At 74.2% G+C, this 13,797-nt stretch carries 13 protein-coding genes; 1 reads left to right on the top strand and 12 read right to left on the bottom strand.

Translation table 11 applies throughout. The features are described 5' to 3' along the window. Positions 1–81 precede the first annotated feature (81 nt). The 12 genes from AB0N29_RS18175 to AB0N29_RS18230 form a co-directional block, all read right to left on the bottom strand. Complete coding sequence (locus AB0N29_RS18175) at positions 82–261, bottom strand: DUF5302 domain-containing protein (protein ID WP_302267638.1); 180 nt, start codon at positions 259–261, stop codon at positions 82–84. A gap of 290 nt (positions 262–551) precedes the next feature. Next, a complete protein-coding gene (locus tag AB0N29_RS18180; protein WP_302267639.1) occupies positions 552–698 on the bottom strand; it encodes a DUF1059 domain-containing protein in 147 nt (48 codons plus the stop codon). Then, positions 695–1,723, bottom strand: a complete 1,029-nt coding sequence (locus tag AB0N29_RS18185) for a hypothetical protein (RefSeq protein ID WP_364868887.1) — start codon at positions 1,721–1,723, stop codon at positions 695–697. The genes AB0N29_RS18180 and AB0N29_RS18185 overlap by 4 nt, the downstream gene beginning before the upstream one ends. A gap of 59 nt (positions 1,724–1,782) precedes the next feature. After that, positions 1,783–2,982, bottom strand: a complete 1,200-nt coding sequence (locus AB0N29_RS18190) for an acyl-CoA dehydrogenase family protein (protein ID WP_364868890.1) — start codon at positions 2,980–2,982, stop codon at positions 1,783–1,785. 106 nt (positions 2,983–3,088) lie between these two features. Next, positions 3,089–3,316 carry a hypothetical protein gene (locus AB0N29_RS18195; protein WP_364868893.1) on the bottom strand — a complete coding sequence of 76 codons (228 nt, stop codon included), beginning with the start codon at positions 3,314–3,316 and terminating at the stop codon, positions 3,089–3,091. A 10-nt stretch (positions 3,317–3,326) separates the two neighbouring features. Then, positions 3,327–4,634 carry a DUF6752 domain-containing protein gene (locus AB0N29_RS18200; RefSeq protein WP_302267643.1) on the bottom strand — a complete coding sequence of 436 codons (1,308 nt, stop codon included), beginning with the start codon at positions 4,632–4,634 and terminating at the stop codon, positions 3,327–3,329. Next, entirely contained in the window at positions 4,631–6,208 is a 1,578-nt protein-coding gene (locus AB0N29_RS18205) for a class I SAM-dependent methyltransferase (RefSeq protein WP_364868897.1), read from the bottom strand. Before AB0N29_RS18205 ends, AB0N29_RS18200 begins: the two co-directional genes overlap by 4 nt. Positions 6,209–6,222: 14 nt before the next feature. Next, positions 6,223–7,278: an endonuclease/exonuclease/phosphatase family protein gene (locus AB0N29_RS18210; RefSeq protein ID WP_364868900.1), complete on the bottom strand. Its 1,056-nt coding sequence runs from the start codon at positions 7,276–7,278 to the stop codon at positions 6,223–6,225. Next, on the bottom strand, positions 7,275–9,461 hold the full coding sequence (locus tag AB0N29_RS18215) for a cutinase family protein (protein WP_364868902.1): 2,187 nt from the start codon (positions 9,459–9,461) through the stop codon (positions 7,275–7,277). The genes AB0N29_RS18210 and AB0N29_RS18215 overlap by 4 nt, the downstream gene beginning before the upstream one ends. 67 nt (positions 9,462–9,528) lie before the next feature. Beyond that, positions 9,529–10,902, bottom strand: coding sequence for a phospholipase D-like domain-containing protein (locus AB0N29_RS18220; protein WP_364868905.1), 1,374 nt, complete (start codon positions 10,900–10,902; stop codon positions 9,529–9,531). A gap of 92 nt (positions 10,903–10,994) precedes the next feature. After that, positions 10,995–11,399, bottom strand: coding sequence for a hypothetical protein (locus tag AB0N29_RS18225; protein WP_302267649.1), 405 nt, complete (start codon positions 11,397–11,399; stop codon positions 10,995–10,997). After that, positions 11,396–12,481 (bottom strand): hypothetical protein, encoded by a 1,086-nt coding sequence (locus tag AB0N29_RS18230; RefSeq protein WP_364868909.1) that lies wholly within the window; start codon positions 12,479–12,481, stop codon positions 11,396–11,398. The genes AB0N29_RS18225 and AB0N29_RS18230 overlap by 4 nt, the downstream gene beginning before the upstream one ends. A gap of 66 nt (positions 12,482–12,547) precedes the next feature. Between AB0N29_RS18230 and AB0N29_RS18235 the strand changes: the two genes are divergently transcribed. Then, the gene (locus AB0N29_RS18235) at positions 12,548–13,795 is read left to right on the top strand and encodes a CBS domain-containing protein (protein ID WP_302267651.1); all 1,248 of its coding nucleotides are present in this window, start codon (positions 12,548–12,550) and stop codon (positions 13,793–13,795) included. Positions 13,796–13,797: the final 2 nt, after the last annotated feature.

The following is a 13,797-nucleotide window of genomic DNA, read 5'->3' on the forward strand; positions in this document are numbered from 1 at the left end:
TCGGGGACGGGACCCGGACATCCTGCCCGGGCGCCGTCCCCTCCGTCACTGCTGCTCCGCGTGGGTCATCTCACGGTAGGTTCACGAACCGCCGCCGCCGGCCTTGCGCCGGTGCATCCTCGGTGCGGAGCCCACCACCTCGGGCCCGTTGGCCTTCGACTTCGCCGGGCGGTCCTTCGGCACCCCGCGGTCGTTGGCCTGCTTGTGCTCCAGCGCCTCCTTCATCCGCGCCTTGAGGTCGTCGTTGCCGTTCGCCGTCATGGATCCTCCGAGGGTCGCGTTGGACCCCCACCGTGACACTCGCCGACTCCGGTGTCGAACGGATTCGGCCCCGGCTCGGCCCGGGGGCGTCGGAGTCCCCGGTCCACCGGTGACTCCCCCGCTTACCGGGGCAGATCTGCCCCGGGAAGCGGGGGACTGCCCCGGGAAGGTGGGCAGCGGTCGCCCCATGGGGGTTTCGACGACGCTCGCTGGCGCTCGCTGCCGACCAGCGAGGGTCGCTGGCGCTCGCTGCTCAACCAGCAACGGTCGCTGGTCTACCAGCAGGCGACCTACGTCGCCATGAACAGGATCATCTCCCGCTCGTACTCCCGGCCGGGGTGCTGCGCGGCGAGGTGGGCCTGCGCCTTCTCGACCAGCTCGTCCTCGTCGGTGCCCTTGACGACCTCGCCGCAGGGGCAGGTGAGTCGTGTCTTCATGTCCGCAACCTAGCCGCCGCGGAGCCCGCGCGTCGCTGGTCCGCACGCTGGACGGTGAGCCCGGCGAGGACGTCGACCGCGGCCGCGAGCCGCTCCTCGGCCGGTACGGCGTCGGGGTCGACGCCGGGGACGGCGACCGGCGCGAGCTCGTCGAGGTCACCGACCACCCGGGCGCCGGTCGCGGCGACCCGGTCGACGACCTCGGCGGAGCGCGCGACCAGCCACGGCGGCGGGGTGAACCCGATCGCTCCTCCGCCACGCCCGGCCATCACCCGCTTGGCCAGGCGGAACTTCACGAGCGTGTGGTAGTCGGCCGCCGACAGCTTGGCGGCCTCCAGCCGGCGGTTCAGGTCGAGCAGCACGAGGGCGGAGGCGGCGTCGAGGGAGGTGTTCGCCGGCTCGACCTCGACCGCGCCGGCGACGTCGATCCCGGCAGCCACGCCGAACCGGTCCCAGAGCAGCCCCGCGGCCGCCCCCGGGGGCGGCACGGTCACCACGGCGGTCCGCTGCGGCCCCACCGCCTCGGCCCAGTTGCGCACGATCCGGCCCATCCCCTGCTGCCGCCAGAACGACCGCGCGGGCTTGCGCTTGCCGTCCAGCCCCGCGACGTACGTCGCCCAGTCGGTCGTGCCGCCGTTCTGCAGGCTCTCCTGCCACATGGCCGGCACCCCGCGGCCGAGGTCGCGCAGCGTCAGCACGACCTCGACAGGTACCTCGCCGAAGGACCCGACGACCTCGGCGACCCGCTCCGGCGGCGCGGGGCCGAGGAACTCCATGCTGACCACCACGACGCCGTCGTACGCCGCCGCCTCGGCGACCAGCGCGGCCCACCGGCCGCGGGCCGCGGGCCCGGCCTGCTTGCGGCCCAGCACGTCGGAGACCGCCAGCACCTGGTCGCGCCAGGTCCCGCCGGGGAAGAGCACGCCCCGCTCGAGCAGGAGCGCGCGGTTGGCGCCGAGCCGCTGCTGGAGGTAGGAGGTGCCGGACTTCATCAGCCCCACGTGCAGGACCACCCGGCTCGCCACGTCCCGAAGGCTATCCGTGGCGGACCGGGTGGTCCGAGGTGGTGCGGGTCCGAGCAGGGTCAGGCCTTGAGCTTGTAGTCCTTGAGCAGGGAGCGGCCGATGATCATCTTCTGGATGTCGGAGGTGCCCTCGCCGATCAGCATGAACGCGGCCTCGCGGTAGAGGCGCTCGATCTCGTACTCCTTGGAGTAGCCGTAGCCGCCGTGGATGCGGAAGGAGTCCTGCACGACCTCGTTGCAGTACTCCGCGGCGAGCATCTTGGCCATGCCGGCCTCGACGTCCATCCGCTTGCCGGAGTCCTTGAGCCGCGCGGCCTTCACCATCATCGCGTGGGAGGCCTCGACCTTGGTCGCCATCTCAGCGAGCCGGAACAGGATCGCCTGGTGGTCGGCGATCTGCTTGCCGAACGTCTCCCGCTGCTGGGCGTAGGCGATGGCCAGCTCGAAGGCGCGCAGCGCGATGCCGCACGCACGGGCCGCGACGTTCACGCGGCCGACCTCGACGCCGTCCATCATCTGGTAGAAGCCCTTGCCGGTCTCCCCGCCCAGGACCTGCTCGGCACCGACCTGGTGGCCCTCGAAGACCGCCTCGGTGGTGTCGACGCCCTTGTAGCCCATCTTGTCGATCTTGCCGGGGATGGTCAGGCCCGGCGCGGTCTCGCCGAAGCCGGGCTCCTTCTCCACCAGGAAGGTCGTCATGTTCTTGTAGACCGAGTCCGCGCCCTCGTCGGTCTTGACCAGCACCGCGATCAGGTTCGAGGTGCCACCGTTGGTCAGCCACATCTTCTGGCCGTCGATGGTGTAGCCGCCGGCGTCGTTCTTGACCGCCTTGGTCTTGATCGCCGAGACGTCCGAGCCCAGGCCCGGCTCGGACATCGAGAACGACCCCCGGATCTCGCCGGTGGCCATCTTCGGCAGGTACTTCTGCTTCTGCTCCTCGGTCCCGTGCCTCATCAGCATGTAGGCCACGATGAAGTGGGTGTTGATGACGCCCGAGACGCTCATCCAGCCGCGCGCGATCTCCTCCACGCACAGAGCGTAGGTCAGCAGCGACTCACCCAGCCCGTCGTACTCCTCGGGGATCATCAGCCCGAAGATGCCGAGCTCCTTGAGCCCGTCGACGATCTCTTGGGGGTACTCATCGGCGTGCTCCAGCTCGGTCGCGACCGGCAGGATCTTCTCGTCGACGAACGTGCGGACCGCCTTGATGATCTCGGTCTGCTCCTCGGTGAGACCCTCGGTCTCGCACAGGCGGCCCATGGACTGCTCCTCGTGTGGTGGGGACGGTACGGCGGGGATGTGTCGGCGAGGTTACCGCCCGGTAGGGAGGCGCGGTATGCCCCGGCTCACACCGCTCACACCGGCGTCACCGCCCGCTCTGCTCCGCCGCCAGACGGACGCGGTGCTCCAGCGGCCCGACGAGCGCCTGCTCGAGCTCGGCGACGATCACGGCCAGCGGGACCTCAAGGGCGGCGTTCTCGGCGACGGCCTCGGCGAGCTCCTCGACCTTCTGCTCCAGTGCCAGCACCTCCTCGACGCCCGTGCCGGCGGCCACCCGGCCGAGCACGTCGGAGCGGCGCGGCAGCCCCCTCACAGCGACTCCCTCACAGCGACCGGGTCCGGTAGGCGTTGAGCGCCTTGGCGGTCACCCGGCCGTCGCTCGAGCGCGGCGGGAGCAGCAGCTCGGTGACCACGTCGGACAGCTCGGCGACGCGCAGCTGGAGCTCGCGGCTGCGCGCGACCTCCTGCTCGAGCTCCGCGATCCGGGCGCGGAGGTCCTCGGCACGGCTCTCGACCCGCGGCGCGGTGATCCGGCGCACGACGCCCTTCCCGAGCGCCACGACCTTGGACTCGTCGGGGTCCCGGGCGAGCGTGGTGCGGGCCGCGTCGCGCTCCCGGGTGCGCTCCCGCACGAGGACGAGCAGCCGGACGATCGTCTCGACCGCGGTCTCGAGCAGCTCGCCGTCGCTGGCCTCCCCGGGCGTCCGCGCCTCGGGGCGGGTGGCGCGCAGGTCCTCGAGGTCGCCGCGCACGTCGTACCCGGCCTCGGCGATCGCCCCGACGGCCGCGTCGGCACGCTGGGTGGCGTCGGCGTACTGCGCGTCGGTCAGGCCGATCGGCTCGCGCCCCAGCTGGGCGAGGATGCCGTGCGCGAGGGTGTCGCGCAGCCACACCGCCTGCTCGCGGTTGCCGGTGATCGGCTCGCGGACCCGCTCGTTGACCCGGCGCAGCAGCTCGGCGGCGACCAGCCCCATCGACTCGTTGGCCCGCTCGACGTCGAGCCGCAGCCCGGCCGGGTCGATCGCGCAGGCGGCGGCGAAGCGGCGCCACAGCTCGTGCTCGTCGCCGGGGGTCGTCGGGACGGTCACCACGTGCACACGCTCGGGCGGCAGCTCGGCGCCCCAGCGGGCGGCGACGCCGGCGGGGTCCATCGTGCGCCAGCCCCACTCGGCGCGGACGCCGGCGGACTCCGGGCGCGGCCGCCACTTCTCCAGCGGGGTCGTGAGCGCGAACTTCAGGCGCTCCTGCCACGCCGACGGCACCGCGCGGCCGAGGTCGCGGGCGGTGATCACCACGTGCACCTCGATGCCGTCGAGGTCGCGCAGCACCCGGGCCACCTGGTCGGCCGAGGCCCCGGCGAACAGCTCGTAGGACAGGATCGCCACCGGTCCCCGCCAGCCGCGGACCTGGGCGACCAGGCGGTCCCAGGCGGTCGACGCGCGGGCGGGCAGCGAGTCGAGCCGCGGGTCCTCGCGCACCACCATCGCGGCGTGGATGCGGTCGAGGTGGGTGTCCCCGACCACGAGGATCCCGGCGTCGGCCAGGGGTCCCCGGTTGGCCTCCAGGATCCGCTGCAGGTACGTCGTGCCGGACTTCGGCGCTCCGACGTGCAGGTAGACGCGCTCGGTCACTGGTCCTCCCTGGTGGGCCACTCGACGATCATCCTCCAGCGTGCCGGCGCTCCCCCGGCGACCGCGGCCGCCGCGTCGAGGAACCCCTCGCGGTGCACGACCCGGCCGCCGGTGCGCACGGCCCGCCCCTCGAGCACGCGCGGGTCGACCGGACGCAGCCGGCCGCCGCCGCGCTCGGCGCGCTGCTCGGCGGCGTCGGCGCGGGAGAGCGCCTGGCCCTCGAGGTACGCCGTGCCGCCGTCGCGCATCGTCATCGACGCGAAGCGCCAGAAGTTCTCCAGGCCGTCGGGCTCGAGGGCCTCGAGCAGGTCGCGGGCGTAGAGCGCCTGGCGGGAGCGTCGCCGGGCGACCAGCGCGCCGCGGGTGAGCACGTCGCGCAGGTCGTAGAGGTTGAGGTGGTCGAACTCCGCCGGCAGCTCCTCGCGGCGCGCGCGGCGGGCCGGGGCCCGCAGGCTCTGGCGGGCGTAGTCGAGGGCCAGCACGGACAGGCCGCGCTCGGCCAGGCGCAGGGCGTCCTCGCCGGTGCCGGCGCCGAGCTCGACGACGCGCAGGTCCGGCTCCTGCGCCAGGCGGTCCACGAGGTGGTCGGCGACCCAGTCGGCGGTGGCCGAGGGCCCGTGCAGGTCGTCCTGGACCAGGTCGGAGAGGTAGCGCTCCCAGTCCCGGCGCTGCCGCATGAGGGAGGAGAACCACCCGTCGAAGCGCTCGGTGACCTCCGGCCCCGGCTCGTGGCGGAAGGAGGGGTCCGGGACGCGCCAGCCCTCGCCGTACGACACGGCGAGCATGGCGTCGGGGTCGGCCGGCGCCGGCAGCATCCGGCCCTCGAAGGACAGCTCGGTGAGCGGGAGGATCGCCTCGCGCGGCACCCGCTGGCGCACGGTGGCGGTCTCGTGGAGCAGGTCGCCGACGTAGAAGCAGGTGTAGACGTCGATGCTCGACATGCCGCCGTCGGGCGAGGTGAAGAGCACGGTGATGAACGCCGCGGACTTGTGCAGCACCCGCAGGTCGTGGCGGCGCAGCGCGCGGGCGATGTCCCACAGCTCGACCGCCATCTCCGCGGGCGTGGTCTTCTCCGAGAGGTAGGCGAGGTCGACGTCCGAGTCATGCCCGATGACCGCGCCCTCGCGGGCGGCGCCGAGCAGCGTGCCGAACGCGATCCAGCCGCGGACGCCGCACTCGGCCTCCATGACGTCGAGGATCCGCTCGGTCATGTCGACCATCTGCTCGATGACGCGGGTGTCGCGCCCGGAGAAGGGGCGCTGCAGCAGCCCCCACTTGTCGATCATGACCGGGATGCCGTCCTTGTCGACGAAGCGCACCCGGCCCTCGCCGCTGCCGAACGACACGTCCCCGGCGTACACCTCGGTGTCCCCGGAGACGACCCGCACGTGGGAGACGCCGTCGAGCCAGCGGGTCATCCGCTTGGGCCACGGCACGAGGGAGGAGCCCGCCTCGGCGGTGAACGACCAGGCGTGGTGGCCGTCGAAGAGCACGTCCCCGGACCCGGCGAACCCGGCGGGCAGGTGCACCCCGGCGTCGTCGACGCGCGGGCGCGCGTCCGTGCCGTCGTCCACCACGAGGGGTGAGGCTACGGCACCGTGACCTGGGTCGTGATGACCGCGTGGTCGGTGATCCGTCGTACCGCGGGACCGGTGTCCATCCGGAACCCGGAGAACTGCACGTCGGGCGTGCCGAAGATCCAGTCCACCCGCATCGGGCGCGGCGGGCGGCAGGCGCCGCTGTGGGAGCCGCCGTTCGCCGCCTGCATGCCGGCCTGGCCGGTGAACCGGCAGAACGCGTCCTCGTGCTCGTTGAAGTCACCCAGGATGAAGACCGGGATGCCGTCCTTCCTCAGGGTGTTGACCGCCGCGACCTCGATCTGCTCGGCCTTGTCCCGCTCGTCCTCGCGGCCCTGCGCGTCCTTGGGCGAGTTGTGGATGTTCAGCACGTAGACCTCCCGACCGGTCGCGACGTGCTGGAGCCGGACGATCGGCTGCGGACGGGTGCCGCCCATGAACGGCACGGTGATGGAGTCCTGGTAGGTCGGGGTCCACACCGAGGAGTCCCACATCAGCGACTGCGGTACGCCCGTCCCGCCCAGCGCGGTGCCGGGCCAGAACGCGAACCGGCCGTCGGTGGCGCGGCCCAGGGCGGCCAGCTGGTCGGCCTGGAGCTCCTGCAGGCCCACGATGCTCGAGCCGTACGACGCCACGAGGGCGGCCGCCCACTCGGTGCGGACCCGTCCTGGGGCGTACTCCGCGGCGGCGCCGCCGGGAGCCGTGTGCTGGCTGCCCAGGATGTTGAAGGTGGTCAGCGTGAAGGAGTACGGCTGCGCGGTGACCAGGTCCTGCACCCGGTTGCGCAGGCGGCCGGCACCGCTGGGCAGCGCTTGCGGGGCGACCTCGCCGCGGTCGAGGAGCGCGGCGTCGGCGACCTCCTGCGGGCTCATCGTCTCCAGCTCCGCGGCCGTGGGCGTGCTCGGCTCCGCTGCGGCCGGTGCCCCGGGAGCCGGGTCGGCGCCCCCGCCGGCACCGCGGGTGAGCAGGTTGGCGCCGACGACGACCAGGACGATCGCGACGACGGCACCGACCGTGGCGAGCGCTGCCCGCCGCTCGCTGCCCTGCTCCTCGGGTGGCCTGCTCACGGGAGTCCCTCCGGCAGCGGTTGGTCGGTGGTGGAGCCGTCGCCCACCTGGCCCACCTCGTTGTTGCCCCAGCAGGCGGTCGCCCCGGTGTCGAGGCCTCCGCACGCGTGGAACCAGCCGGCGTCCAGGGAGAGCCAGGGGCGCTCGCCGGCGACCAGCGTCGGCACCGTCCGGTCCTTGCGGGACCCGTCGCCGACCTGCCCGTAGCGACCGCTCCCCCAGCACCAGGCACTGCCGGTGTTGTCGACGCCGCACGTGGTGGCGTCGCCGGTCGTGATGCTAGTCCAGATCCGCCCGCCGGAGACGGCCTTCGGTGCACGCCGCAGCGTGCGCCCGCCGTCGCCGAGCTGGCCGCGGTCGTTGAGCCCCCAGCACGACGCCTCCCCGCCGACGGTCGTGCCGCAGGTGTGGGCCCAGCCGGCGTCGATCGACGCCCAGGTGGTGCCGGTGCCGACCTGCACCGGGGAGGGCTGCGGGTCGGCGTCGGTGTTGCCCAGCTGGCCGAAGGTGTTCTGGCCCCAGCACCAGGCCGTGCCGCTGGTCCGGGTCGCGCAGGTGAAGAAGCCGCCCGCGCTCACGTCCGCCCAGCCGGTGTCCTTGCCGACCCGGGTCGGGCGGCCCCGGTGGGAGAAGGTGCCGTCCCCGAGCTGGCCGCGGAGGTTCTGCCCCCAGCACCACAGGCTGCCGTTGCCGCGCGTGCCGCAGGTGTGGAACCAGCTGGTGCTCACCGAGGTCCAGGTCGCGTTGGCGCCGACCTGCACCGGCGTGCGGCGTGCCTCGCCGCGCCCGACGCCGAGCTGCCCGAAGTTGTCCAGCCCCCAGCACCACAGGGTGCCGTCGGTGCGCACCCCGCAGGTCGTGGCACCGCTGGTGCTGATCGTCGACCAGTCACCGCCGCCGGCCACGGCGACGGGCCGGGCGCGGTTCGCGGTCGTGCCGTCGCCGAGCTGGCCGAAGCTGTTGCGGCCCCAGCACCAGGCGCTGCCGCCGTCGCGGACCTGGCAGGAGACCTGGCCGCCGGCACTGACCGACGCGGGCCCCGCGGGGACCGTCAGCACGACCACGCCGGTCGCGCCGGCGGTCGCGGGGCTGGTGCCGCGCACGACGTAGGAGATGTTCCAGGTGCCCGGCTCGGTCGGTGTGCCCGCGAGCAGGCCGGAGGCGTCGAGCGTCAGCCCCGGCGGGAGGTTGCGCGGCTCCTGCCAGACCACCCCGCGGGTGGCCGAGGTGGACGCGGCGAGCCGCAGGCTGAACGGCTGGCGCACCGGCGCCGTCGCCACCTGCACCTCGGGGCGCGGCACGGGACGCAGCCGGGCGCTCGCCACGAGACCGGCCGCGACCCGGCGCAGGACGGCTGCGCCGGCGCCGTACGCGTAGGAGCGGTTCTTCTGCAGGGCCTTGGTGGTGGCGATGTTCCGCGGGTCGCAGACCAGGTCGCCGGCGGTGCACACGCTCCAGGCGGCGTACGTCGCGGAGCGGGCCGGCACGTCGCGCACCCGGCCGAGCCGGCGTGCCGCGACACCGCTGCTCCGGCCCGCGGCCGCGGGGGCACCCAGGCGGGTGGCCGCGGTACGGGGCCGCCGGTCGGGGTCGGCGACCAGCGCGGCGCCGACGACGTCGAGGAGGCCGTCGGGGCGGGAGGCGAGCGTCGTGAGGGCCCGGTGGGCGACGGCGGCGCCCTGCGCGTGGCCGGCCAGCACGACCTGCTGGTCGGGGCAGTCGAACGCGTGCTGGTCGAGCAGGGCGAGCATCCGCTGCGTCGCCGTGTCGACCGGGCGCATCCAGGTCCGTGCCCGCGCGACCGTGACGCTGCGCAGCGCCTTGCGCCGGTCCGGGCGCTTCCCCAGGAGGTCGGCGGTCGGCCGCGACGCCATCGGCACGCGCACCTGCTCCACGCTGCGGTCGGCCCGCCGGGCGAGCCGGGTCAGCCTCGCCGCGAAGGCGCCGACCGTGCGGCCGTACGTCGCGCCACCGCTGGGCGCCTCGCCGGCGCCGTCCACGCCGAGCAGCAGCAGGTCGGCGCACTCGTCGACGGTCGCGGCGGTCGCGGCGCCCAGGACGACGCGGCCGCGGTCCTCACCGGGGCCGGGCTCGGAGCCGGTGTGCAGGAGCGCCGCGACCACCGCCACCGAGACGAGCGCGGCGGCGACCAGCAGGAGGGCCTGGCTGCCCCGACGTCGCACGGGGACACGGTAGGCGGCGACGCCGCTCCGCCACGGGAGCCGCGCCGCCGCCTGGGGACCGCGAGGGTCAGTTGACCTGGATGCCCGCGTAGGGGTTGCCGCCGCGCGCCACGAGGGAGCGGCGGGCGAGGAGCGAGCGGGTCTCCATCTGGTCCTGCACCACCGGGTTGTTGGAGTACTTCGGCGGGTGCGCGTAGAGATAGTCGACCCAGTCGGCGTAGTGCTTGCGCACGCCGCCGTCGAAGATCCGCATGACGATCTCGTCGCTGGCCAGCGCGACGCTGGTCCAGTTGGCCGAGCCGTTCCAGGTGACCTGGGCGGCGGTGTTGCCGCGGTAGTGCCCGCTGACCGCCATCGTCTTCATGTGCAGGTAGCGGTCGTAGACCCCGTCGAGGTTGAAGTCCTGGGCGATCTGCTTGATCGGGACCGGGCCGCGGCTGGTGTTGCGGAGGATCTGCAGCACGTTGTTGCCGAAGACGGCGTAGACGATCTTGATGTCGCAGCCGCGCTGCCACATCGTCCGCAGCCGCTCGGCGATGGCCTTGCCGCGGTCGCCGTGCATGGAGGTCTGGGCGATGCGGATCTTCGTCCGGCCGTTGGTCCCGGTCCCGCCGGTGGCGCCGGCGCAGACGATGTCGTCGAGGTCGCGCAGCAGCGGGTCGGCCTCGGTGCCCTTGCCCCGGTAGGGGTAGAAGTACGAGGTGTACTTGCCGTGCTCGTGGGACTCGTAGGCCTGCTTGACCGGCTTGTCCCGGCGCATCTGGTCGAAGACGTGCTCGAACTCGCCGTAGATGCCGGCCTTGCCGGTGATCGTGTAGACGTCGTTCCACTGGCCGTACGCCGCGAGGTCGGTGGCGTTGTTCGAGCCGTAGATCACGACGTTCTTGGCCTTGCCGGCCTTGCTGAACAGGAAGAACTTGGTGTGCGCGATGCCGCCGCGGTTGCGGCACGAGCTCACGCACTTGCGCACGTCGCTCCTCATGGCCGCCGAGCGGTTGGCCTCGTTCTTCTTGAACGCGGCCTGCATCCGGTTGACGCCCTCGTTGACGTTGCTCTTGTTGGCGTTGAGCCGGTCCATGACGACCCGGACCGACACGCCGCGGCGGTGGGCCGCGATGAGGGCGTTGGCGATGTCGTCGCTGCGGACGTTCCAGCTCGCGACCCGGATCTTCTCCTGGCCCGGGACGCTCTGGATGGTGCGGAGCAGGTGGCCGATGATCCGGCGGCGGGCCGCGGCGTCACCGAGGGGGTTGTTGACCCGGACCCCCTGGTCGGGGGTGTAGCGCAGCGGCGCCGGCTTGGGCTTCGCCGCGGGCGCGGCGGCCGTCGCGGCGCGCGCCCGGTCGGGCGCGGCGCTGGCGGAGGTGGGCAGGGCACCGAGCAGGCCGGCGACCAGCAGCAGGCTGGTCGTCAGCACGGTCGCGGCGGAGAGACGACGCACGCGGGTTCACACTCCGGGGATCGAGGAGACGGACGACGGGTGGCGACGATGACCGTCCCGCTCCCGTTCCGGCAGGCTACCCCGCGGCTCGGTCAGCCACCGCACTTGCGCAGGGCGTCCTTGTACGCGGCGTCCTGGAGCAGGCCGCCCTCCGCCTCGCCGATGCGGCCGCCCGGGACGGCCCAGAAGCGGTCGTCGTAGGTGATGAGCGGCTTGCCGAACTCGCAGTAGCGACCGTCGGCCTTCACGCGCTGCCCGTCGGACCAGCACTCCTGGTAGCCGCCGGGGAGCTGCTCGCCCGCGACCCAGACCTCCGCGCAGTCCGGACCGTCGGCGGCCGGCGCGCTGGGGGTGCTCGAGCCGCTCGCGGAGGCACCCGAGCCGGTCGGGGCCGAGGGATCGGTGGCCGTCGCGCCCTCGTCCCCGCCGCAGCCGGCGAGGAGGGCGCCGGTCAGCACCAGCGGCGCGAGCAGGGCTGCGGTCCTCCGTCGGGTCATCCCCGCACCCTACGCCGCAGCAGGCCCCGCCGGCGGGGAGCGGCGCCGGCCTGCGCCAAGAGCCCGGCGGCGACGGCCGCGGGGTCCACGCCCGCCGGCACGGGGGCGTCCGGGTCGGGGTCGTCGGGCCCGCCGACGACCGGCCGCAGCCCGGCGGGATCGCCGTGCACCGGGTGGGCGCTCCGCGCGAGGTCGGCGGTCCAGCGGCCGGTCGCCTCCTCGAGCAGGCCGGCGAGCCGGTACGGCGTCCGCGGCCGGTCCGCGGCGCCGCGGCCGTCCGCGGCGAGCACGCCCTCGGCGTACTCCCGCTTGACCACGCGCAGGTAGGTGTCGCGGTCGAGCCGGCCGGCCAGCTCGCGGTTGACCGCGCGCAGCAGCGCGACCTCCGAGCGGCCGAGCGAGGGGTTGGCCACGGGCACGGCGTCCGCGTCCACGAGGCCGGGGTCGATCCGCGCGGCCGCGGCGAACCGCCGCCACAGCTCGGCGGGCGCGGCGCCCGGCTCGGGGCAGACGACGAGGTGCACGCGGGAGGCGGGGACGGCGGTGGACCAGCGCTCGAGCGCCCAGCCCCAGTCCTGGGCATGCCAGAAGTGCGGGCGCCGCCCGCCGGCGTCCGGCCCGGCGTCGCGGCCGGTGTCGGCCCGCAGCTCGCCGGCCTCGAGCTCGGCGAAGGAGCGGGTGTCGCCGAGCTTGACCTCCTCCTGCCAGTGCGCGGTGGCCTGGCGGCCCAGGTCGCGGGCCGTGACCACGACGTCGACCTCCACCCCGGCCAGCGGCGCGAGCGCGGCCGCGACCTGCTCGGGGGTGGCGCCGGCGAGCACCTCGTGGCCGAGGAGGACCGGCCCGTCGTGGGCGCGGGCGCGATCGCAGAGGGCGGCCCAGGTTCCGGCCACCTGCTGCTCGGCGAGGCCGAACTTGGCGGCGGAGCCGCGCAGCTCGACCGCCGCCTGGAACATCGCGCCGGGCCGTAGGAACGGGTGGAGCACGCCGCCGGCGCGCAGGGCGTCGCGCTGGGTCGCGAGCAGCGACTGGAGGTACGTCGTACCGGTCTTGGGCAACCCGACGTGGAGGACGACGCGCACGGAGCGCATCCTCCCACCGCGCGCCGCCGGGCGCCCGCGCCCTCGGCGAGCCACTAACCTCGCCTCGTGAGCACCACCCCCGCGCGCGTCTACGCAGCCCGACTCGTCGGGCTGCCGATCTTCGACCCGCAGGGCGACCAGGTGGCCAAGGTGCGCGACCTGGTGGCGGCCGTCCGCTCGGAGGTCAACCAGCCGCGGGTCCTCGGCATGGTGGCCGAGGTGTTCGGGCGGCGGCGGATCTTCGTGCCGATGACGCGGGTCACCCACATCGACGCCGGGCAGGTCTACACGACCGGCCTGCTGAACATGCGGCGCTTCGAGCAGCGCTCCACCGAGACGCTCGTGATCGGCGAGATGCTCGACCGCGAGGTCACCATCCCCTCCAGCGGCGTGCGCGGCACCGTCTACGACGTCGCGATGGAGCAGGCGCGCAACCGCGACTGGGTGCTGAGCCGCGTCGCGGTGCAGGAGCCGTCCAAGGGGCTGCGCCGCCGCGGCCAGACCCACGTGGTCGAGTGGCGCGACGTCCTCGGGCTGACCCGCCGCGAGGAGACGCAGGGGGCCACCCACCTGGTGCACGCGCTCAACGAGATGCGCCCGGCCGACGCGGCGAGCATGATCCACGACCTGCCCAAGGAGCGGCGCACGGCCGTGGTGGCCGCGCTGGACGACGAGCGCCTGGCCGACGTCCTCGAGGAGCTGCCGGAGGAGGACCAGGTCGAGATCCTCAGCGACCTCGACTCCGAGCGCGCCGCCGACGTCCTGGAGGAGATGTCGGCCGACGACGCGGCCGACCTGATCGCCGACCTCTCCCCCGAGACCGCCGAGGTGCTGCTGGACCTGATGGAGCCGGCCGAGGCCGAGGACGTGCGCCGCCTGATGTCGTACGTCGAGAACACCGCCGGCGCGATGATGACGCCCGAGCCGGTGATCCTCGGCCCGGACGCGACCATCGCGGACGCGCTGGCGCACGTGCGCAACCCCGAGCTGACCCCGGCCCTGGCCGCGCTGGTCTACGTCTGCCGCCAGCCGCTGGAGACCCCGACCGGCCGGTTCCTCGGCGTCGCCCACATCCAGCGGCTGCTGCGCGAGCCGCCCTCGACGCTGGTCGCCGGCGCCCTCGACGACTCGATGGAGAACCTCAAGCCCGAGGCCACCATCGACCAGGTCGCGGCGCACCTGGCGACGTACAACCTCGTCGCGGCGCCGGTCGTCGACGAGAACGGCCACCTGCTCGGCGCCGTCACGGTCGACGACCTGCTCGACCACATGCTGCCGGAGGGCTGGCGGGACCGGGCGGTGCGCCGTGCCTGAGC

Origin of the sequence: Nocardioides sp. NPDC092400, assembly GCF_040684155.1 — a bacterium.
Taxonomy (GTDB): Bacteria; Actinomycetota; Actinomycetes; order Propionibacteriales; family Nocardioidaceae; genus Nocardioides.